The sequence below is a fragment of the Amycolatopsis orientalis DSM 40040 = KCTC 9412 genome, from assembly GCF_000478275.1.
Taxonomy (GTDB): Bacteria; Actinomycetota; Actinomycetes; order Mycobacteriales; family Pseudonocardiaceae; genus Amycolatopsis; species Amycolatopsis orientalis.
On the sequence record NZ_ASJB01000067.1, the window covers coordinates 18,658 to 37,550 of the forward strand.

At 70.4% G+C, this 18,893-nt stretch carries 21 protein-coding genes; 13 read left to right on the plus strand and 8 right to left on the minus strand.

The features are described 5' to 3' along the window. Positions 1-94 precede the first annotated feature (94 nt). Positions 95-793 carry a response regulator transcription factor gene (locus tag L324_RS24195; protein WP_037313059.1) on the plus strand — a complete coding sequence of 233 codons (699 nt, stop codon included), beginning with the start codon at positions 95-97 and terminating at the stop codon, positions 791-793. Next, on the plus strand, positions 790-2,226 hold the full coding sequence (locus tag L324_RS24200; RefSeq protein WP_037312997.1) for a sensor histidine kinase: 1,437 nt from the start codon (positions 790-792) through the stop codon (positions 2,224-2,226). Before L324_RS24195 ends, L324_RS24200 begins: the two co-directional genes overlap by 4 nt. A 390-nt stretch (positions 2,227-2,616) precedes the next feature. Here L324_RS24200 and L324_RS24205 read toward each other — a convergent pair whose 3' ends face one another. After that, positions 2,617-3,270: a pyridoxamine 5'-phosphate oxidase family protein gene (locus L324_RS24205; protein WP_037313000.1), complete on the minus strand. Its 654-nt coding sequence runs from the start codon at positions 3,268-3,270 to the stop codon at positions 2,617-2,619. 91 nt (positions 3,271-3,361) lie between these two features. Between L324_RS24205 and pdxR the strand changes: the two genes are divergently transcribed. Further along, the gene (pdxR, locus tag L324_RS24210; protein ID WP_037313003.1) at positions 3,362-4,723 is read left to right on the plus strand and encodes a MocR-like pyridoxine biosynthesis transcription factor PdxR; all 1,362 of its coding nucleotides are present in this window, start codon (positions 3,362-3,364) and stop codon (positions 4,721-4,723) included. A 40-nt stretch (positions 4,724-4,763) separates the two neighbouring features. Next, entirely contained in the window at positions 4,764-5,732 is a 969-nt protein-coding gene (locus L324_RS24215) for a zinc-binding dehydrogenase (RefSeq protein ID WP_037313006.1), read from the plus strand. Here L324_RS24215 and L324_RS24220 read toward each other — a convergent pair whose 3' ends face one another. Together L324_RS24220 and L324_RS24225 are read right to left on the minus strand one after the other, a co-directional pair. Beyond that, the gene (locus tag L324_RS24220) at positions 5,733-6,275 is read right to left on the minus strand and encodes a DUF3515 domain-containing protein (RefSeq protein ID WP_037313009.1); all 543 of its coding nucleotides are present in this window, start codon (positions 6,273-6,275) and stop codon (positions 5,733-5,735) included. Between the two features lie 19 nt (positions 6,276-6,294). Beyond that, entirely contained in the window at positions 6,295-6,528 is a 234-nt protein-coding gene (locus L324_RS24225) for an Lrp/AsnC ligand binding domain-containing protein (RefSeq protein WP_005160289.1), read from the minus strand. Between the two features lie 133 nt (positions 6,529-6,661). On the opposite strand from L324_RS24225, the gene L324_RS24230 reads away from it, so the two are divergent. Beyond that, a complete protein-coding gene (locus tag L324_RS24230; RefSeq protein ID WP_037313014.1) occupies positions 6,662-7,618 on the plus strand; it encodes a thiamine-phosphate kinase in 957 nt (318 codons plus the stop codon). Positions 7,619-7,628: 10 nt separating this feature from the next. Here L324_RS24230 and L324_RS24235 read toward each other — a convergent pair whose 3' ends face one another. After that, complete coding sequence (locus tag L324_RS24235) at positions 7,629-8,381, minus strand: GNAT family N-acetyltransferase (RefSeq protein ID WP_037313016.1); 753 nt, start codon at positions 8,379-8,381, stop codon at positions 7,629-7,631. A gap of 58 nt (positions 8,382-8,439) precedes the next feature. On the opposite strand from L324_RS24235, the gene L324_RS24240 reads away from it, so the two are divergent. Genes L324_RS24240 through L324_RS24250 form a run of 3 tightly spaced genes read left to right on the plus strand, consistent with a single transcriptional unit; the run spans position 8,440 to position 10,138 of the window. Further along, a complete protein-coding gene (locus L324_RS24240) occupies positions 8,440-8,910 on the plus strand; it encodes a GNAT family N-acetyltransferase (protein ID WP_037313019.1) in 471 nt (156 codons plus the stop codon). Positions 8,911-8,918: 8 nt separating this feature from the next. Then, on the plus strand, positions 8,919-9,440 hold the full coding sequence (locus L324_RS24245) for a gamma carbonic anhydrase family protein (RefSeq protein WP_037313022.1): 522 nt from the start codon (positions 8,919-8,921) through the stop codon (positions 9,438-9,440). 20 nt (positions 9,441-9,460) lie between these two features. Beyond that, entirely contained in the window at positions 9,461-10,138 is a 678-nt protein-coding gene (locus L324_RS24250; RefSeq protein WP_037313025.1) for a uracil-DNA glycosylase, read from the plus strand. A 128-nt stretch (positions 10,139-10,266) separates the two neighbouring features. Here L324_RS24250 and rpmB read toward each other — a convergent pair whose 3' ends face one another. Beyond that, positions 10,267-10,458: a 50S ribosomal protein L28 gene (gene rpmB, locus L324_RS24255; protein WP_007031450.1), complete on the minus strand. Its 192-nt coding sequence runs from the start codon at positions 10,456-10,458 to the stop codon at positions 10,267-10,269. A gap of 132 nt (positions 10,459-10,590) precedes the next feature. Between rpmB and L324_RS24260 the strand changes: the two genes are divergently transcribed. The 5 genes from L324_RS24260 to L324_RS24280 all read left to right on the plus strand — a co-directional run bounded on the left by L324_RS24260 (position 10,591) and on the right by L324_RS24280 (position 17,410). Continuing rightward, a complete protein-coding gene (locus L324_RS24260) occupies positions 10,591-12,174 on the plus strand; it encodes a DAK2 domain-containing protein (RefSeq protein ID WP_037313028.1) in 1,584 nt (527 codons plus the stop codon). Between the two features lie 4 nt (positions 12,175-12,178). Continuing rightward, the gene (gene recG, locus L324_RS24265; RefSeq protein ID WP_037313031.1) at positions 12,179-14,332 is read left to right on the plus strand and encodes an ATP-dependent DNA helicase RecG; all 2,154 of its coding nucleotides are present in this window, start codon (positions 12,179-12,181) and stop codon (positions 14,330-14,332) included. An 83-nt stretch (positions 14,333-14,415) separates the two neighbouring features. Beyond that, entirely contained in the window at positions 14,416-14,796 is a 381-nt protein-coding gene (locus L324_RS24270; protein WP_037313034.1) for a hypothetical protein, read from the plus strand. Further along, a complete protein-coding gene (locus L324_RS24275; protein ID WP_037313038.1) occupies positions 14,793-16,904 on the plus strand; it encodes a caspase family protein in 2,112 nt (703 codons plus the stop codon). The genes L324_RS24270 and L324_RS24275 overlap by 4 nt, the downstream gene beginning before the upstream one ends. Positions 16,905-16,906: 2 nt before the next feature. Continuing rightward, a complete protein-coding gene (locus L324_RS24280; protein ID WP_037313040.1) occupies positions 16,907-17,410 on the plus strand; it encodes a GNAT family N-acetyltransferase in 504 nt (167 codons plus the stop codon). On the opposite strand, the gene L324_RS24285 is transcribed toward L324_RS24280, so the two are convergent. The 3 genes from L324_RS24285 to L324_RS41740 form a co-directional block, all read right to left on the minus strand. Beyond that, the gene (locus L324_RS24285; protein ID WP_037313043.1) at positions 17,400-17,807 is read right to left on the minus strand and encodes a hypothetical protein; all 408 of its coding nucleotides are present in this window, start codon (positions 17,805-17,807) and stop codon (positions 17,400-17,402) included. The genes L324_RS24280 and L324_RS24285 overlap by 11 nt on opposite strands. Before the next feature lie 93 nt (positions 17,808-17,900). Beyond that, complete coding sequence (locus L324_RS24290) at positions 17,901-18,413, minus strand: YdcF family protein (RefSeq protein WP_235783636.1); 513 nt, start codon at positions 18,411-18,413, stop codon at positions 17,901-17,903. Positions 18,414-18,635: 222 nt separating this feature from the next. Further along, positions 18,636-18,893, minus strand: a 258-nt coding sequence (locus L324_RS41740; protein WP_161780881.1) for an HNH endonuclease signature motif containing protein, incomplete at its 5' end; no start/stop codon positions are given.

The following is an 18,893-nucleotide window of genomic DNA, read 5'->3' on the forward strand; positions in this document are numbered from 1 at the left end:
CCAACCTGTGACCTTTCTGGGCGGAACCTGTCGGCTTCCTGTCGTGTGCGCTCCCGCCTCGCCCTCGCGCGCGCGGTCACGGAGGATGGGGTTCGTGCACACCGAGAACCCCGTTCGCCTGCTCGTGGTCGACGACGAGCCGCATATCGCGGATCTGGTCGCCACCGTCGCCCGCTACGAGGGCTGGCAGGCGGTCACCGCCGGATCGGGTGAGGCCGCGCTCGCGAAGGCGGCCGAATTCGTACCCGACATCGTCGTGCTCGACCTGATGCTGCCCGGGATCGACGGGTTCACCGTGCTGGACAAGCTCCGCGAGTCCGGGACGGCCGTGCCCGTCGTCTTCCTCACCGCGAAGGACGCGACGGCGGATCGCGTCGCCGGGCTCACCCGCGGCGGGGACGACTACCTCGTCAAGCCGTTCTCCGTGGAGGAGCTGATGGCGCGGCTGCGCGCGGTCCTGCGCCGCAGCAGCAAGGAGTCCAGGACGGCGGCCCTGCTGAGGGTCGGCGATCTGACCCTGAACGAGGACACCCGCGAGGTCGCGCGCGACGGCGAACCCGCCGAGCTGACGCCGACCGAGTACGAACTGCTGCGGTATCTCATGCGGCGTTCGCCCTCGGTGCTGACGAAGGCGCAGATCCTCGACCACGTCTGGGAGTACGACTTCGGCGGCCGGTCCAATGTGGTCGAACTCGTCATCTCGCATCTGCGCCGCAAACTCGACGCCGGCCGCGAGCCGCTGATCCACACCGTGCGCGGAGTGGGCTACGTGGTCCGGCAGGCGGCGAGATGAAGATGTTGCGCCGGTGGTTCGACGCCTGGCGCCGATCCCGGCTCGGCACCCGGCTGGCGCTCGGGCTCGGTGCGCTGGCGCTGGTCGTGTTCGCCGTCGTCGGCACCGTGATGGTCGGCATCATGAAGGGCTACCTGAACGACCGGCTCGACGAACAGCTCGCCAAGACCCAGATCAGCCAGGTGCCGTCGCTGCGCACCACGCATGGCGGGAAACCCCAGCAGGCCTACGGCTGGTTCTCCGCGGTCTTCGCGGTGCGGGACGGCGACGCGCTGCCGCAGTCGGGCGGTTCGCTGCCGCCGGACACGAAAGCGCTCGAAAAGGTCGCCGAGGACGCGACGCGGACCGAGGTCCTGCGCACCGTCTACATCGAGGACAAGGGCACTTACCGCGTCCGCGCCTGCCCGATCGAGCCGAGCCAGAACATCGTGCTGGTGAGCGCCGCGCCGCAGGCGGATCTGGACCGGACGGTGAGCCAGCTGATCATGGTCGAGGTCGTCGCGTTCCTGCTGGCGCTGGCGGTGCTGGTGATCGCCGGACGACTGGTGCTGCGGCGCGGGCTGCGGCCGCTGAGCGACATGGCCGGGACCGCGCACGACATCGCGTCGCACGACCTCACCACGAACGCCGATCTCCCGGTTCGGGCACCGGCGAACGGCGGCGGTGCCGAGGTCGAGGAGCTGCGGACGGCGTTCAACGTGATGCTGGCGCACCTCGATTCCTCACTGGTCGCGCGCCGCGAGGCGAACGAACGGCTGCGGCGCTTCATCGCCGACGCCTCGCACGAACTCCGCACGCCGCTGACGTCGATCCGCGGCTACGCCGAGCTTTTCCGCTACGCGGCGGCGAACGAACCCGCCGAACGCGAGGCGCATCTGTCGAAGATCCGTGAAGAGACCGAGCGGATGAGCGTGCTCGTCGACGACCTCCTGCTCCTCGCGCGCCTCGACGCGCCGGAGACCGAAGCGCCGCTGCGCCTGGTCGACGTCGACCTCGCCGAGCTGGTCACCGACGCGGGGGAGGCCTTCGCCGCCGGGCGCCCGGAGCATCCGCTGAGCGTCGGGCCGCTCCCGGAAGGTGTCGTCCTGCAAGCGGATCCGGTGCGCCTGCGGCAGGTTCTGGACAACCTGCTCGCCAACGCCGCGGTGCACACGCCGCCCGGGACGGCGGTCACGTTGTCGGCTTCGGCGTCGGACGCGGAATGCGTCCTGCGGGTGAGCGACGCCGGCCCCGGCATCCCGCCGGACGCGCGGGACCGGATCTTCGACCGGTTCTACCGGGTCGACACCGCCCGCACCCGCGGCAACGGCGGGACCGGGCTGGGACTCTCGGTGGTGCTCTCGCTGGTGTCGGCGCACGGCGGGACGATCGAGGTCGAGAGTGAGCCGGGGGCGACGACGTTCACCGTGCGGCTTCCGCGGCGGCGCCCGTAGCCCCCCAGTGCGCTATGAAAGGACCTTTCCTTGCAAATTTCGCTAGGAAAGGTCCTTTCCTAGCGACTTTTCCGACCTGGCGTCGGGTGTGGGCTGAAGGGGCCTTTCGCCTCATCTCACGCGGTGAAGGGCGCTTTCGCCGCATGCGATGAGGGGAAAGCGCCCTTCAGCCCCGAGCCACAACCAGGTTGGAAAGGCTCATGGCGTCTTTCGCCCTGAGGTTCGAGGCCTTCACGGACCGTGGTCTGGGGCTCCGACGGGGCTGAAGGGCCCCTCAGCCCCGCACGACCCAACGGCCGCCCTCCGGACCCGAGGACGAAAAGATGTTATGAACGGGACTTTCATTACAAAATTCGTTATGAAAGTCCCGTTCATGACATCCGCGAAGCCCTACCCCACCCGTCGCTTCACATGGTCCGGCACCGTCCACTCACTCACCAGGTCGGCCGACGGCTCCGGCTCCCCGAACACGGTCCGCACCGGCAGCACCCCCGCCCACGCGAGATCGGCCGCGACCTCGTCCTCGGGATCGTCGGGACCCTCGCCGCGCATCTTCACCGACGCCTCGGTGAGGTCCAGTTCCAGCACCGAAACCGACGCGAACTCCTTCGCGTTGACGTCCCGAGCGTGCTCCCAGGAACCGGGCGCGAGGTGGTCGGTCAGCACGCGAAGGCCGTGCATCTTCCGTTCCGCGTCGGTGACCGCGGTGGCCTTGCCCAGGATCACCGCGCTGCGGTAGTTCATCGAATGGTTGTTGACCGATCGCGCGTAGACGATGCCGTCGAGCAAGGTCACCGTGACGCACACCTCGACGCCGTCGGAGTCGCGCATACTCCGCGCGCCGGTGGATCCGTGCAGGTAGAGCGTGTTCCCGTCGCGGCCGTAGCCGGTCGGGATGACCAGCGGGACGCCGTCGCGCACGACACCGAGGTGGCAGATCAGGGCCTCGTCGAGCACGGCGTACAGCGCCGATCGGTCGGTGAGCGCGCGGTTCTTCTTGCGGCCGAGAGTGGTCCGGTCGGTGGGAGAGAGCGGGGTGGACATGCGAGCAGTCTCACCCACGAGAGTGGCCTGTAATAACGTCCAATTCTCCTATACTTGAGAAGGCCACTTCCTCAGGAGCGCGGAGTACAGCATGTCCGACACCGCCCTGCCGGTCAGTCTCGACCGCGATTCGCTCGTCCCGCTCGCGGTCCAGCTGGCCGACGCCCTGCGCGCGGCGGCGGGCGACGGGCATCTGCGCGGTGGCGACAGGCTGCCCTCGACCAGGGCGCTCGCGCACCGGCTCGGCGTCAGCCGCACCGTGACGTCGGCGGCGTACGAGCAGCTTCACGCCGAGGGCTGGATCGCGGGCCGCCACGGCTCCGGCACGTACGTCACCACGACACCGCCCGCGGACAGGCCGTCGAAGGGACCCGCGCCCGGCACGCCCGCCGCGCCGCCCACTCTGGTCGATCTCACCCCCGGCGTGCCGTGGGCCGATGGTGTCGAGAAGGCGGCCTGGCGCCGCGCGTGGCGGGCCGCCGCTGACCCGCGCCCGACCTATCGCGAGGACAGGGCCGGTCTGCCCGCGTACCGCGACGCGGTGTCCGAGCATCTGCTGCGGCACCGCGGCCTCGCCGCCGGGACCGTGCTGGCCACCGGCGGCACCACGGCGGCGGTGATCGAACTCGCGGGCGCGGTGCTCTCGCGCGGCGATCGGGTCGCGATCGAGGAACCGGGCTATCAGCGCGCGGTGCAGGCGTTCCGGCGCGCGGGGCTGGAGGTCGTCGCGGCCGAAGTCGACGAAGAGGGCCTGCGCCCGGACGCCATCCCGGCAGGCGTGCGCGCCGTGTACTGCTCTCCCGCGCACCAGTATCCGCTCGGCAGCCGGATGAGCGCCTCACGCCGCGTCGAGCTGGTCGAACTCGCCCGCGCCGAGGGCATGCTGGTGATCGAGGACGACTACGACGGCGAGCTGCGGTTCGACGTCGCGCCGCTGCCGTTGCTGGCCGCGCTCGCTCCGGACGTCGTCGCGCATCTCGGGACGACGAGCAAGATCCTGACCCCGGCGCTGGGCGCGGGCTGGATGGTCGCGCCGCCGCAGGTCGCGGCCGCGGTGCTGGAATACCGGGAGGCGACCGGCACCCGTCCGTCGCCCGCCGGCCAGCGGGTGCTCGTCGAACTGGCGCGGCACGGAGATCTGGGACGGCATCTGCGGAAGCTCCGGCGGGAACTGTCGGAGCGCCGGTCGCTGGTTTCGGCCGCGCTGACGTCGGCGGGGATCCCGGTACTCGGCGACGACGCGGGGGCGCATCTGGTCGTCCCTTGTGGATCGGCGCCCGAGGAGGCGGCGCGGATGGCGGCGGCGGAACGCGCCGGGATCCGGCTCGACGGGCTCGCCCGGCACTTCGCCGGGACACCGACGGTGTTCGGGAACCTCATCGGGTACGCGGGTTGTTCGCGAGAAGCCCTCCAATCCGCGCTCAAGCCCCTGCTTTCCGTCCTCGGTGGCTGAATCTTGACCTCCAGCAAGGTGGAGGTCATAGCTTCTGGTCATGCATGCGATCAGAGTGTCCCGCTTCGGCGATCCCGGTGTTCTCGAACCGACCGAGCTGCCCACTCCGGACCCCGGGGCGGGTGAGCTTCGCGTCGCGGTGACGGCGGCCGGGGTCGGCTGGCTCGACGCCCTCATCCGCCGCGGCGAAGGCCCCGACGTGTTCGCGGTCGAGCCTCCGTACGTGCCGGGCGGCGCGGTGGCGGGCACCGTCGAGGCGGTGGGTGCCGGAGTCGACGAGACCTGGCTGGGCAAGCCGGTCATCACCCACGCCGCGGGCGGGTACGGCGGTGGCTACGCGGACACGGTCATCGCGCGGCCCGACGACACCTTCCCGATCCCCGAGGGCTTGGACCCCCAACACGCGGTGGCGCTGTTCGACGACGGCAGCACCGCGCTGGCCCTGCTGGAGAAGACACCGGTCGTGGCGGGGGAGCGGATCCTGGTGGCGCCGGGCGTCGGCGGTCTCGGCAGCCTGCTGGTGCAGCTCGCCCGTGCGGCGGGTGCCACCGTCATCGCGGCGGTCCGCGGCGAGGAAAAGGCGGCCATCGCCCGGAAACTGGGTGCGGAGCCGGTGGACTACGCGACGCCCGACTGGACCGGCGAGGTCCTCGCCCGCACCGGAGGGCGACGGCTGGACGTGGTGTTCGACGGCGTCGGCGGTGAACTGGGCGCGGCCTCGCTCGCGCTGCTGGAGAACGGCGGCCGGTTCTCCGGCTACGGCATGTCCAGCGGCGCGGAGACCGTGATCGGCGACGCGGACCGGGCCCGGCTGACCATTGTGGACATGGCGCAGCTGGTCGGTTTCTGGCCGGAGACGCCGCGGCGGGTGCGGGAAGTGCTGCGACTGGCCGCCGACGGCGCGCTGACGCCGGTCATCGGCCGGACGTACCCGCTGGCGGAGGCATCGGCCGCGCATTCGGACATCGAGGCGCGGCGGTACACCGGCAAGAGCCTGCTCCTGCCCTGATCAGAAGCGCAGCGGTACCGCGGGGAGATTGGCGCCGATGACGTCCGAAACGGTCTGGAGCGGCCCGGTCCCCGCGGTGCCCGGCACGGTGAGCGCCGTGTAGACGGGACGGTCCACCACGAACCACGTGGCGGAGCCCTCGCCCTCGACCTGCAGCCACTGGACCCCGTTGATCGTCCGCAGCTGCGAGGTCGGGGTCAGCTCCGGCGGTTTGCCGAGCCCGCACCGCAGGACCACCGGGTCGCCGGTGCCCCAGCCGACCGTCGCCTCGGGGGCGGGGTCGGCCAGTTTCCGCCGGACCAGGGTGTTCCCGGACGAGGTGAGCTCGTGCGGCAGCGCGCCGATCAGCTTCGCGCACTCGGGCGAACCCGACTGCGGCGCCGGGACCGGGACGAGCGGGAGGGGACCGTCGGCGGCCGGGGCGTCGGAATCCGCGCCGCGGGTCAGCCCGAAGACGGCCACCCCCGCGAGGAGCAGGATCGCCAGGCAGGCGGCCGCGATCAGCAGTGGTTTCGGGGGAGCGCCGGTGTCCGTGTCAGCCACCGGACCACTACACCACCTCTTACAGATGCACGACCGGGCAGGTCAGTGTCCGAGTGATGCCTTCCACGTTCTGCACCTTGGCGACCACGAGCTGGCCGAGCTGGTCGACGGTGTCGGCGGCGGCCTTGACGATGACGTCGTAGGGACCGGTGACATCCTCCGAACTGGTGACACCGGAGATGGTGGAGATCTCCGCGGCGACCGCGGCCGCTTTGCCGACCTCGGTCTGGATGAGGATGTATGCGTGGACCACGGCGCGCCCCTTCGTAAAAGTCGGCTCAAGGTAGGAACGTTGTAGCAACGTATCGCCAGCCCCGGGAAAAACCTAGGGCATCCGACTATCGGTGATCGACATTTGTCCGGACAAGGGAAAGTGGAGGTGACGGGTGTCACCGAATGACGGCACGGTCGCCGGGACCGGTGAATTCCGGCTGATCGAAGCGGTGACGGCCGGCCGTAAACAGCCGGAGACGACGCTGCTCGGACCGGGGGACGACGCGGCCGTCGTGGCCACCCCGGACGGCCGGACGGTGGCCTCCACCGACGTCCTCGTGCAGGGCGTGCACTTCCGACTCGACTGGTCCAGCGCCGATCAGGTGGGGCGCAAGGCGGTCGCGGTGAACCTCACCGACATCGCCGCCATGGGCGCCCGCCCGACGGCCGTCCTGGTGGGATTCGCCTGCCCGCCGGACACCGAGACGGCGCTCGTCACCGAACTCACCCAGGGCATGTGGACCGAAGCCGACCGCGCCGGCGTCGGGATCGTCGGCGGCGACATGGTGGGCGCCGACCAGATCGTGATCAGTGTCACCGCCCTGGGTGACCTCGGTGGCCGGGAACCGGTGACCAGGTCCGGCGCCCGGCCCGGCGACGTCGTCGCGGTGTGCGGACGGCTCGGCTGGGCGGCCGCCGGGCTCGCCGTGCTCGGCCGGGGCTTCCGCTCACCGGTCAGCGTGGTCAACGCGCAGCGCTGCCCCGAACCGGATTACGAGGCGGGTATCCGCGCGGCCGACGGCGGCGCGACGTCGATGATCGACGTGTCCGACGGGCTGCTGTCCGACCTCGGCCACATCGCCGTCGCCTCCGGCGTGGGGATCGACGTGCGGACCGCCGACCTCGACATCCCGAGCAGGCTGACCGAGGTCGGCACCGCGCTCGGCGCCGACCCGCTGAAATGGGTGCTCACCGGCGGCGAGGACCACGCGTTCGCGGCCACCTTCCCCGCGTTCGCCGATCTGCCGGAGGGCTGGACGGAGATCGGCGTGGTGACCATGCCCGATTCGGGGGTCACGGTGGACGGGAAGCCCTACGGGCACGACAGCGGCTGGGCGCACTGGCGCTGATCTCACCGGGTCAGCGGGTGGCCCACCAGGTCGATTCACCGGCGACGGTGAACCCGAGGGATTCGTACAGCGGCCTGCCCAGCCGGGAAGCGGTGAGCGTGACCGGCAGCCCGGCCAGCGGCGCGAGGGAACCGAGCATGACGGCGCGTCCCACGCCACGAGAGCGGAAGGCGTCCGGCGTGCCGACCCAGTAATGGCTGCCGAAGCCGTCCTCGACGGCGGTGACGCACGCCCCGGCGACCTCGCCGTCGAGCCGCGCCACGAACACCTCGACCCCGGCCTCCCGGAGCAAGGCCATGGGGAACAGCTCGCCCGCGCGGTAGGGCTCGAAGCGGGCGAGTTCGAAGCCCGCGATCACGGCCCGTTCGGCCGCGCGCAGGTCGTCCTCCCCGGTCACCCGCGACACCTCCATCGAGGGTTCGGCGACGGGTGCGGGCGGCCGCAGCATGACGGGCATCTGCCAGCTGCGCATGTCCCCGAGGTGGTTGAGATCGGTGGCGCTGAAGGGATCCTCGGCGTCCACCGGACCGGTCGCCCGCCCGGCCAGTTCGGTGATCTCGGCCACCTCGTCGGCGGTGAGATCGGGTTCCTGGATCAGGACACGCAGGCCCGCGCGCTCGTCGCCGGCGACGGCGAGGAAGCCGCGGCGGCGGATCACCTCATGACCGCGGGCGCGGCCGGTCGCGGCCCAGAACGCGGCGGAGTTACGGGCCTGGCGCGAGGGTGCCTCGGCGAGACCGGCGAGGGGGACTTCGATCGACATGAGCAGAACCTAGCCTTCGGCGCCCCTCGCGATCCGGGTTCTCGCTAATCTCGCGTCCATGGACCTTCGCGTGCTGCCCTACGACCACCCCGACGCGGTGAAACTGCTGGCCGAAGCCCAGCTCGAGCTGGCCGCCCGGTACGGCAGCGAAGACGAGACGCCGATGGACGCGGCGCAGTTCGCCTCGCCGAGGGGCTTGTTCCTGGCCGCCTACCTCGACGACGTCCCGGTCGCGTGCGGTGCCTGGCGATCGCACGAAGGGCCGGACCCGCTGGTGCCCGGTGACGCCGAGATCAAGCGCATGTACGTGACGGCTTCGGCGCGGGGCCGGGGGCTCGCGCGGGCGATCCTCGCCGACCTGGAGCGGACGGCCACCGAAGCCGGGCGGCTGCGCATGGTGCTGGAAACCGGGCACAAGCAGCCGGAAGCCATCGCGCTGTACCGGTCGGCGGGTTATCGGGAGATGCCGGGCTTCGGGTACTACAAGGACGAGCCGGAAAGCATCTGCTTCGGCAAGCCACTGGTCTAGGAGAACGCATGCCGATCTACGCACTGGGCGACCTCGAACCCTCGATCCACCCGGACGCCTACGTCCATCCCGACGCGACGGTGATCGGCGACGTCCGGATCGGGGCGTTCGCGTCGGTCTGGCCGCAGACGGTGCTGCGCGGCGACCACGGCCATATCGAGATCGGCGAGCGGTCCAACGTGCAGGACGGCTGCGTCCTGCACTGCACCCGGCAGGACCCGACGGTGATCGGAAAGTCCTCCGCCGTCGGACATTCCGTGCACATCGAGGGCGCGCGGATCGGCGAGGGCTGCCTGATCGCGTCGGGATCGGTGGTGCTGAACGGAACCGTCGTCGAGGACGGCGGGATGGTCGGCGCGGGCGCGGTTCTCTCCTACGGGTCCCATGTGGACAGTGGGCGGATCGCGCTCGGCGTCCCGGCGAAGACGCGGCCGAACACGTCGTTCGGGCCGGACATGATCAAGCTCGTGGTCGACGGGTATGTCGAGCGTGCGGCCCGGTTCAGGGTCGAACTCCGCCGTATCGGGTGACGTGAGTAAGCTCGCACGCCGTGACCGCACGACCGCTGCAGGACATCGTCGAAGCAGGCTGGGCGCAGGCCCTCGAACCGGTGGCGCCGCAGGTCGCCGCGATGGGGGAATTCCTCCGCGCGGAGATCGCCGCGGGCCGGACCTATCTCCCGGCGGGTGAACACGTGCTGCGGGCCTTCCAGCAGCCGTTCCACGACGTGCGGGTGCTGATCGTCGGCCAGGACCCGTATCCCACGCCGGGGCACGCTGTCGGCCTGAGCTTCTCGGTGGCGCCGGACGTCCGGCCGATCCCGAAGAGCCTGATCAACATCTACAAGGAATATTGCGAGGACCTCGGGCACCCGTTGCCGTCGAACGGCGATCTGACGCCGTGGGCCGACCAAGGGGTTCTGCTGCTCAACAGGTCGCTGACGGTGCAGCCCGGGAAGTCGAACTCGCACCAGGGCAAGGGCTGGGAAGCGGTCACCGAGCAGGCCATCAAGGCCCTCGCCGCGCGGGACGAGCCGATGGTGGCGATCCTGTGGGGCCGCAACGCGCGGAACCTGAAGCCGATGCTGGGGAAGGTGCCGTGCATCGAGTCGGCCCACCCGAGCCCGCTCTCGGCGCACGCCGGTTTCTTCGGCTCGCGGCCCTTCAGCCGGGCGAACCAGCTGCTCGAGCAGCAAGGCTCCGCCCCCGTGGACTGGAAGCTCCCCTAGTCTTTTTTTCGCGTTTAGTCCTCTGGATGCGGTCCTTGCACGCGCAACTACCGCATCCAGAGGACTAAACGCGCACAAAAAAATGGCGGGTGCTCCGAAGAGCACCCGCCATTCCCCAAAAACCCGGCTCAGCCGCGAACGACCTTGCCCGCCTTGATGCACGAGGTGCAGGCGTTCAGGCGCTTGCGCTGGGACAGACCGATCTTGGCGTGAACAGTCTGGATGTTCGGGTTCCACCGGCGGTTGGTACGCCGGTGGGAGTGCGAGACCGACTTGCCAAAGCCCGGTCCCTTGCCACAGACGTCGCACACGGCAGCCACGTCGAACTCCTCTGGATCTGGGACAAAGAATGACGCGCCCAGCATGCTGGGCAACTCGACCATAGTAACCAGTGGCTCAGAGACCTCCGGCACCGGGTCGATACCCTCGCTGGAACAGCTAGGAGGTTACAGGTGCGGGTGCTCGACGTGGCGGCGGTGTCGGCCTGGTCGGCGGCCTGTGTGCACAGCCTGTCGGTGCTGCGGCCGGCGATCGACGGCATCAACGTCTACCCGGTCGCCGACTCCGACACCGGCTCCAACCTGCTGTTCACCATGACGGCCGCCCGCGACGCGCTGGCCGCCGCCGCGCCGGAGGACACCGCCGGGGCGCTGTCGGCCTTCGCCAAGGGCGCGGTCGCGGCGGCCAAGGGCAACTCCGGCGTGATCATGTCGCAGGTCATCCGCGGGATCGCCGAATCGGCGGCGGCCAGGGACCTCGACGGACCCGGGCTCGCGGAGGCGCTCGGGCTCGCCGACCAGGCCGCCACGGGAGCGGTGAGCCGTCCGGTCGCCGGAACCATCTTGACCGTCCTCCACACCGTCGCCGCGGCCGTCCGCGGCGCGACAGGGTCACTCGAAGAGGTGGCCGCGACAGCGGCGAGCGTCGCCGCCGAGGCCCTGGAAGAGACCCCGAAGCAGCTTCCCGTCCTGGCCGTGGCCGGGGTGGTCGACGCGGGCGCCCGCGGCCTCGTCGCGGTCCTCGACGCCCTTTCCGGCGTGATCTCCGGCGGCGCCACCGAACCGGAACACCCGCTCGAGGTGCACCACAACCACGCGACGGAGACACCGACGGCCTGGGAGGTCATGTACCTCCTCGACGGCGTCGACGAGGAAAGCCTCCCCGGCCTCCGCAAGACCCTCAGCGGGCTCGGCGACAGTGTCACCGTGGCCGGTGACGGCGCGGGCGGCTTCGCCGTCCACGTGCACTGCGCGGACATCGGCGCGGCGCTGGAGGCCGGGATCGAGCTGGGCCGCCCGCGCAAGGTCCGGGTCGAGCCGCTGATCACCCCCACCCCGGTCGAGGTCGGCGGGGGTATCGACCGTTCGGTGGTCGCCGTGGTCCACGGCGGGCCGCTGGCCGAACTGCTGCGGGCCGAGGGTGTCGCGGTGCTCTCCGTGCCGCCGGGGGTCTCGCCGACGGTCGAGGAGATGCTGGGCCTGATCAACGAGGCCGCCGGCCACCACGTCACCGTCCTCCCCGGCGGCAAACGGCTGACCGAGGCGGCCGACGCGGCGGCGGGCCACGCGATGGCCGCGGACCGGGACGTCGTCGTCATCCCGTGCGTCTCGCCGGTCCAGGTGCTGGCCGCGCTGGCCGTGCACGATCCGGACCGCCGCACCAACGACGACGTGGTCGCGATGGCCGAAGCGGCGGCCGCGACCAGGCGTGGCGAACTGCGGATCGCGCAGGAGGAGTCGCTAACCTGGGTGGGCCGGGCGCAGGCCGGTGACGTCGTCGGCCTCGTCGACGGCGAGGTCGTGCTGATCGAGCCCGCGCCCGCCTCGGAGACGAACCTGGTCGCGGCGGCGGTCAGCGTGCTGAACCGGATGCTGGCCCTCGGCGGCGAGCTGGTCACCGTGCTGACCGGCGTCGACGCGCCGGTCCGGCTGCCCGGCGAACTCGCCGATCAGCTTCGCCTGGAACATCCCGAGATCGAGCTGACGAGTTACGCCGGCGGCCAGTCCGACGCCGTGCTGCTGATGGGGGTGGAGTGACCGTATGACGAACCTGCGCGCGGACCTCAAACTGGTCGTGGGCGCGTCGACGGCGAAGGCACTCGCCAACGGCCTCAAGATCGAGACGGTCAGCGACCTGCTGCGCCACTACCCCCGCCGTTACGCCGAACGCGGCCAGCTCACCGACATCGCCGGACTCGAACTCGGTGAGCACGCGACCGTGATGGCGCGGATCGAACGCGTCAACAAGCGCCGGATGAAGTCCCGCAGCGGCACCTTGCTCGAAATGGTGATCACCGACGGCAAACGCCGTCTGCAATGCACCTTCTTCAACCAGGCCTGGCGCGAAAAGGAACTCGTCCCCGGCAAGAACGGGCTCTTCGCGGGCAAGGTCACCGCCTTCCGCGACGTCCTGCAGCTGGCGAACCCCGAGTACGAACTGTTCGACGCCGAACGGCAAGCGGAGGCGATGGACGACTTCCTCGCCGAGATCATCCCGGTCTACCCGGCGGCGCAGGGCATCCCGACGTGGGTGATCGCCAAGGCCGTCCGGCAGGTGCTGGACGTACTGGAGGTCGACGAGGACCCGATGCCGACGGAGCTGCTCGCCCGGTACGGCCTGCCCGGCCTGGAAAGCGCGCTGCGCGGCATCCACCGCCCGTCGAGCTGGGAGGCGCTGAACTCCGCGCGCCGCAGGCTCAAATGGGACGAGGCCATGGCGGTGCAGCTGATCTTCGCGCAGCGCAGGCATTCCCTGGTCTCCCGGCCCGCGAAAGCCTGCCCGCACACCGACAGCGGCATCCTCGACGCCTTCGACAAACGGCTCCCGTTCGAACTGACGTCGGGCCAGCGTGAGATCGGTGACGAGATCTCCCGCGACCTCTCGACCGAGCATCCGATGAACCGGCTGCTGCAGGGCGAGGTCGGCAGTGGCAAGACCGTGGTCGCGCTGCGCGCGATGCTGCAGGTCGTCGATTCCGGGCGGCAGGCGGCGCTGCTGGCGCCGACGGAGGTGCTCGCCGCGCAGCACGCGCGCTCCCTGCGCGAGATGCTCGGCGAGCTGGGGCAGGCGGGCGAACTCGGCGCCGCCGAGAACGCGACGAAGGTGACCCTGCTGACCGGCTCGATGGGCGCCAAGGAACGCAAGAAGGCGTTGCTGGAGACGGTCAGCGGCGAGGCCGGGATCGTCGTGGGCACGCACGCGCTGATCCAGGACACGGTGTCCTTCGCGGACCTCGGCCTGGCCGTGGTCGACGAGCAGCACCGTTTCGGGGTGGAGCAGCGGGACGCGCTGCGCTCCCGCGGCGCCGACGACACCAGCCCGCATGTCCTCGTCATGACGGCGACGCCCATCCCGCGCACGGTCGCGATGACCGTCTACGGCGATCTGGAGATCTCCGCGCTGCGGGTGATGCCGGTCGGCCGGTCGCCGATCAAGACGTCGGTGGTGCCGGTCGCGGAGCGGCCCGCGTGGCTCGACCGCGCGTGGCAGCGGGTCCGCGAGGAATGCGGCAAGGGACACCAGGCCTACATCGTCTGCCCGCGGATCGGCGACGAACCGGCGTCGGACAAGGGCGACAGGCGGCCGGCGCTCGCGGTCCTCGACGTCGCGCCCGAGCTGGCCGAAGGACCGTTGAAGGGACTGAAGATCGGGGTCCTGCACGGCCGGATGCCCGCCGACGACAAGGACGCCGTGATGCGGGCGTTCTCGGGGGGCGACCTGGACGTGCTCGTCGCGACCACCGTGATCGAGGTCGGCGTCAACGTGCCCAACGCGACCGCGATGGTGATCATGGACGCGGACCGGTTCGGCATCAGCCAGCTGCACCAGCTGCGCGGCCGGGTCGGCCGGGGCAGCGTGCCGGGGCTGTGCCTGCTGGTCACCGAAACCCTGGACGGGACGACGACCAGGGAGCGGCTGGCCGCCGTCGAGTCCACGACGGACGGTTTCGAACTGTCCAGAATGGACCTCGAACTCCGCCGCGAGGGCGACATCCTCGGCGCCGCGCAGTCGGGGAAGAAGTCGACCCTGAAACTGCTTTCGCTGTTGCAGGACGAGGATGTCATCGCCGAGGCGAGGGCCCGAGCGTTGGAAATCGTCGAACAGGACCCGGCTTTGGGGAATTACCTGGGACTCGCGCATATGATCGCCGACGTCGTCGACGAAGATCGCGTGGAGTACTTGGAAAAAAGCTGACGTGAAGATCTCTGCCCGATCGGACCTTGCCGCCGGACGGGCCGGGAGGTTTCCTCGATCCGTACGGGTGAGGGAGGCCGGATATGACGTCAGCGGTGCGGGTCCAGCTGGGTGAGGACGGGGCCGACGCCGAGCGGGTCGACCAGCTCGCCGGGTACCTCCGCGGGGAACTGATCGAACGCGGGGTCGCCGACGTCAAGGCGCTGCCCGCCGGCGCGGCGCCGCCCGGCTCGCGCGGATTCGACGTGGCGACGGCGGGCGGTCTCCTGGTCACGCTGGGGAAGTCCGCCGACGGCCTGCGCTCGGTGGTGACGGCCGTGCGGGAGTGGCTTTCGCGCGGCGGGCGGGTGAAGCGGACGGTACGGCTGGAGATCGACGGCGACGTGCTGGAGCTGTCCGAAGCGAGTCTCAGCGACCAGGACAAGCTCGTCGACCTCTTCGTGAGCAGGCATTCGGCGTCATGACCGGCGAGCGGCGTGCCCTGATCATCGCCAACGGGGAGTACGACAACCCCGGGCTGAGCGCGCTGCGGTCCCCGGCGGCCGACGCCGAGGCGCTCGCCGAGGTCCTCGCCGACCGCACGATCAGCGATTTCGACGTCCAGGTCGTGCGCGACGAGACCGCGCACGTGATCGCGGGCCGGGTCGAGGATCTGTTCGCCGACAGCGCGCCGGACGACGTCCTGCTGGTGCATTTCTCTTGCCACGGCTTGAAAAGCGAGTCGGGTGAGCTGTTCTTCGCCGCCCGCAACACCCGGCCGGAACGGCTGGCGTCGAGTGCTGTGCCCGCCGACTTCGTCCAGCGCTGTATGCGGATGAGCCGCTCGCGCAGCATCGTCCTGCTGCTGGACTGCTGCTACGGCGGCGCTTTCAGTCAAGGGGTCGCGGTGCGCGCCTCCGGGGAGGTCAACGTCCTCGACGCCTTCCCCGGCGGCGGTTTCGGCGGCCGCGGCCGTGCGGTGATCACCGCGTCGAACTCCATCGAGTACGCCTTCGAGGGCGACCACCTCGCCGACGACCACGCGCGGCCGTCGGTGTTCACCTCGGCGCTGGTCGACGGGCTCCGGACGGGGGACGCGGACCGCGACGAAGACGGCTGGGTCGCGCTCGGCGAGCTTTACGACTACCTGTTCGACAGCGTCCGCGAGCGGAACCCGAACCAGACGCCCAGCCGAGACATCGAAATGCAGGGCGAGCTGTACCTGGCCAGGAGCAGGCGCCGCCGGATCAAACCGTCGCCCGTGCCCGCCGATCTGCGTGCGGCGAGCGAGGATCCGAACATGTTCACCCGCCTCGGCGCGGTGACGGAACTCCAGCGACGGCTGGCGAGCGAGAACCTCTCCGTCGCGATCGGAGCCCACGAAGTCCTCACCACGATGGCGCAGACCGACATCCAGCACGTCGCCGACGCGGCGGATCTGGCACGGCGGGAGGCGCGGGTGCGCACCGAGTCCGAAGTGGTGCGGTTCGGCGAGGTCGTCCGTGGTGCGCGTCCGGTGGCACGGATCCGGCTGGCCGGGCCGCCGATCGCGCGGGCTTGCCGGTTCGCGTCGTCGGATTCCTGGCTTCGGGTGACCGAAGTCGCCGACGGGGCCGAGATCTTCTTGGAGCAGACGAAGATCGGGACGTTCGAAGGACGGGTCACGGTGACCGGGCCGACGGGCGAGGTCGTGGTGCGGGTCGAGGGCCGGATCATCCAGGAACCGGAGACGCGCCCGGCGCCCGAACCGAAGCCAGAACCCGAACCGGAGCAGGTGCCTGTCGCGGCACCCGAACCTGTGCCGGTGTCGGTGCCTGTCGCGGCACCACAACCTGTGCCGGAACCGACGCACGCACCGCCGTCCGGAGCCGCGGCGCCGCGGCCGAAGCTCGGCATGGCGGCCGGTGTGCTGGCGCTCCTGGCCGCGCTGTACCTGCTGGTCTTGATCTTCACGCTCAGCGACAGTGTCGAGGAGTTCTTCGAGGACGGAGGCTGGATCGCCCTGCCGCTCATCGCTTTCGTGACCGGTGCCGGAGTCGCGATGCTGAGGGTGAAGACGAGCCGCGCGGTGGGCCCGGGGATGCTGTGCGGGCTGGCGCTGCTCTCGTCGATCCCGTTCGGCCCCGTGCTCTTCGTCCTCGCCGACGGATGCGTGCTCCTCGCGGCCGTCTGCGCGGTGGTGGCGATGTGGCGCGACCCGGGTTTCCGGCTCGGGATGGGCAAACCCCGCGACGGTTTCGCCGTGGCGGCCGTCTTGCTCGGCGTCGTCGGCACGACCGGGCTGATCGTGGAGGCCGCCGAGCTTTTCGACTACTCGTCGAGCCGGGCCGACGAAGGCGCGCTCTACCTCGTCGTCGCGGCGCTCTTCCTGATCGGGACGGTGCTCGGCGCCCTGCTGCGCCCGGACGCCTTCGGAGTCGCCCTGCTCGCCGGTGTGGCCGGTGGCGGCATCGTCATGGTCTGCGCGCTGTACTTCGCGCTCCCGAGCAGTTCGTCGGTGACCGGGGCGGGCTGGGGCATCGGGCTGGGCGCCACCCTCGCCCTCGCCGTCCTCGCTGGCCTGGCCGCCCGCAAGGTGACGGCGGAGCACTGACGATGGCCACGATCCGGCCCGCGACCGTCGAGGACGCCTGGCCCATCGCCGAGGTGAACGTCCGGTCGTGGCAGTCCGCATACCGGGGCCTGCTGCCCGAGCTGTACCTGCGCGACCTTTCGGTGGAGAGCCGGGCCGCCCGCTGGCAGCGGGTCCTCGCCGATCCCGCCAACCAGGGCGACATCCTGGTCCTCGTCGAGGACGATTCCGTCGTCGGCTTCACCGCCGTCGACCGGATCCGCGGGGAACTGCGCGCGATCTACCTCGCGCCTGAACGCTGGGGAACGGGACTGGGCAGGCGACTGCACGACACCGCCGTCGCCGCGCTGCGGGAGTCGGGGCATCGCGAGGTGACGCTCTGGGTTCTCGACACCAACGAGCGCGCCCAGCGGTTCTACGCCGCCGCGGGCTGGGTGCCGGACGGGGCGACGAAATCCGACACCATGCCCGGTGAAGACGTCCTGCTTTCCGAGACGCGCTACCGGATCGCCCTCGTCAGCGGGTGAACCAGGCGCGTTCCTCGGGTTTGTTGAGCGTGACGATGATGCCGATGGCGATGCCCATCCCGATCAGCTGGGTGATCGGCCCGCCGGTGAGCAGCCCGATCGCCGCGATGACGACGGTCAGCCCCTCCACGACGATGACCGCCGTCCGAACCCAGGGCGCCCCGCGGGAAATCCGCACCGCGCTCGCGATCAGCACCGCGGCGACCACGAACCCGAGCAGCGCCAGCACCAGCGGCAGACCGGCTTCTTCGTTGCCGTGGTCGAGTTCGTTGATGGCGAGGGAGGTCACGAGCGCGCTGACGAGGATGTTGAGGACCGCCTGAAGCCAGAGGAAGCCACGGACGAATTTGAGCTGACGCGGCATTTCCTGCGGCCGGTTGCGGACTTGTTCGGTCATCACGGGCTCCCTCTCTCGACGCGAGGGGAACAGTGTGGGGCCTGAAGTCGTTGCCGTTGACGGCAAAACTGCCGGTGGTGCCGTGGCGGCCGGCTAGAGTGAGATCTTCCGTTCGCCGTCTTTGATGTTGCGGAGCGTCCACAGTCCGCACAGCGCCAGCAGCGGTTTGACGATCAGCCACTCGCCGGGACGGTAGTCATCCGCGAGCACGAGCCGTTCGGCGAGATCAGGGCGCTGCCGCCGCAAGTACGCGCGGGCTTTGAGCGCGTGAGCCGGCTGGGAGGCGATCTTGATGCGGTCGACGTCCTCGAGCAGCGGGATCACGTTCGTGACGTTCTCCCATGTCGTTCTGCTTTGGTCTTCGAGGAACACCGTGCCGTCGAACCCGAGCACGGATTTCGCGTAGTCGGCCATCAACTGGGCCTCCGCGGCGCCGGTGCCGTTCGCACCGCCGCTGAAGATCACGCGCGTGTCCCGCCCGTTGCCGGTGGAGATGGAGCGAAGGCCGGCACGTACTCGCCAGCGGTTGATGAAGTTCGCCGTCGGTTGGGGGTTCCGGTACCCCAGCACGACCACCGCCTCGGAGACGCCCCCGCTGTGCCCCACGAGAGTTCGAGACCAACGCCAGTTCAACCATTCTCCCCAGCCCAGGACTACTGCCACAGCTACCGACAATCCCGTCCGTCGTCTCATGCGGGCGACTCTAGGGCCCTGGTATTGAGCGGCGAAGACAACGGCACGCGTCGGCTGGCTACGGTTTGAGGGTGTGGGCATGCCGAGGGGCCCGTCGCCGGTGTCGCTGGCGCGGGCTCCTCGGGGTGGGGCAGGTCAGGCGGCGGCGCGGTGGAGGGTGTTGCGCCGGGTTCGTCGTAGCGGGTCCAGATACTGGGGTGGGATGAACTCGGGGAGGCCGTCGGCGGCCATGCGGACTTCCCAGTCGCCGTGGTGGATCAACCGGTGATGGAACCCGCACAGCAACGTGAGATTCCGCAGGTCAGTAGGTCCGCCGTCTGCCCAGTGATGGATGTGGTGCAATGCCGCTAAGTTAAGCGTGGTGTGATCAGGATCTTCGGTGGGACGTCGTAG

What these genes read in the sequence shown, in the direction of transcription:
- L324_RS24235 (WP_037313016.1), bottom strand. Translation starts at nt 8,381, where the DNA reads ATGTCGATCGAAGTCCCCCTCGCCGGTCTCGCCGAGGCACCCTCGCGC.
- L324_RS24215 (WP_037313006.1), top strand. Translation starts at nt 4,764, where the DNA reads ATGCATGCGATCAGAGTGTCCCGCTTCGGCGATCCCGGTGTTCTCGAA.
- L324_RS24240 (WP_037313019.1), top strand. Translation starts at nt 8,440, where the DNA reads ATGGACCTTCGCGTGCTGCCCTACGACCACCCCGACGCGGTGAAACTG.
- L324_RS24280 (WP_037313040.1), top strand. Translation starts at nt 16,907, where the DNA reads ATGGCCACGATCCGGCCCGCGACCGTCGAGGACGCCTGGCCCATCGCC.
- L324_RS24275 (WP_037313038.1), top strand. Translation starts at nt 14,793, where the DNA reads ATGACCGGCGAGCGGCGTGCCCTGATCATCGCCAACGGGGAGTACGAC.
- L324_RS24245 (WP_037313022.1), top strand. Translation starts at nt 8,919, where the DNA reads ATGCCGATCTACGCACTGGGCGACCTCGAACCCTCGATCCACCCGGAC.
- L324_RS24270 (WP_037313034.1), top strand. Translation starts at nt 14,416, where the DNA reads ATGACGTCAGCGGTGCGGGTCCAGCTGGGTGAGGACGGGGCCGACGCC.
- L324_RS24285 (WP_037313043.1), bottom strand. Translation starts at nt 17,807, where the DNA reads ATGACCGAACAAGTCCGCAACCGGCCGCAGGAAATGCCGCGTCAGCTC.
- L324_RS24200 (WP_037312997.1), top strand. Translation starts at nt 790, where the DNA reads ATGAAGATGTTGCGCCGGTGGTTCGACGCCTGGCGCCGATCCCGGCTC.
- L324_RS24205 (WP_037313000.1), bottom strand. Translation starts at nt 3,270, where the DNA reads ATGTCCACCCCGCTCTCTCCCACCGACCGGACCACTCTCGGCCGCAAG.
- pdxR (WP_037313003.1), top strand. Translation starts at nt 3,362, where the DNA reads ATGTCCGACACCGCCCTGCCGGTCAGTCTCGACCGCGATTCGCTCGTC.
- recG (WP_037313031.1), top strand. Translation starts at nt 12,179, where the DNA reads ATGACGAACCTGCGCGCGGACCTCAAACTGGTCGTGGGCGCGTCGACG.